Here is a 763-nt window from a genome sequence, read left to right on the forward strand (position 1 = left end):
CGCTTCGCTTTCGACCTCTACGTCGACCGGCCTGTCATCGGCTAATAGCTCGATCTCGTCGCTCTCCACGTCGACTTCAACCGGCATCGGCTCGCTTTCTACCGGCCTCAGCTCGACCAATAGCTCGGTTACTTCGCTTTCGTCGTCTACTTCGACGGGGTTGTCGACGGCGAATAGCTCGATCTCGTCGCTGTCCACGTCGACTTCGACCGGTATCGGCTCGCTTTCTACCGGCCTCAGCGCGACCAATAGCTCGGTTACTTCGCTTTCGTCGTCCACTTCGACGGGGTTGTCGTCGGCGAATAGCTCGATCACGTCGCTGTCCACGTCCACTTCGACCGGCATCGGCTCGCTTTCTACCGGCTTGAGCGCAACCAATAGCTCGGTCGCTTCGCTTTCGACTTCTACATCGACCGGCCTGTCTTCGGCCAATAGCTCGATCTCTTCGCTGTCCACGTCCACCTCGACCGGCATCAACTCGCTGTCCACGGGACTGAGCTCAACCAATAGCGCCGTTGCTTCGCTCTCGACGTCGACGTCCACAGGCCTGTCTTCCGCTAGCAGCTCGATCTCGTCGTTGTCGACGTCCACGTCGTCGGGTCTGAGCTCGACGAATAGCTCGGTCGCTTCGCTGTCGACTTCTACGTCGACCGGCCTGTCGTCGACTAACAGCTCGATCTCGTCGCTGTCCACGTCCACCTCGACGGGCCTGAGCTCGACGAATAGCTCGGTCGCTTCGCTATCGACTTCTACGTCGACCGGA

At 59.8% G+C, this 763-nt stretch carries 1 protein-coding gene; it reads right to left on the reverse strand.

All coding sequences use genetic code 11. The features are described from left to right. Positions 1-763: hypothetical protein (locus Q3A80_RS31875; RefSeq protein WP_446332746.1), on the reverse strand; the 763-nt coding region annotated here is incomplete at both ends.

Source organism: Burkholderia sp. SR8, from assembly GCF_052851275.1.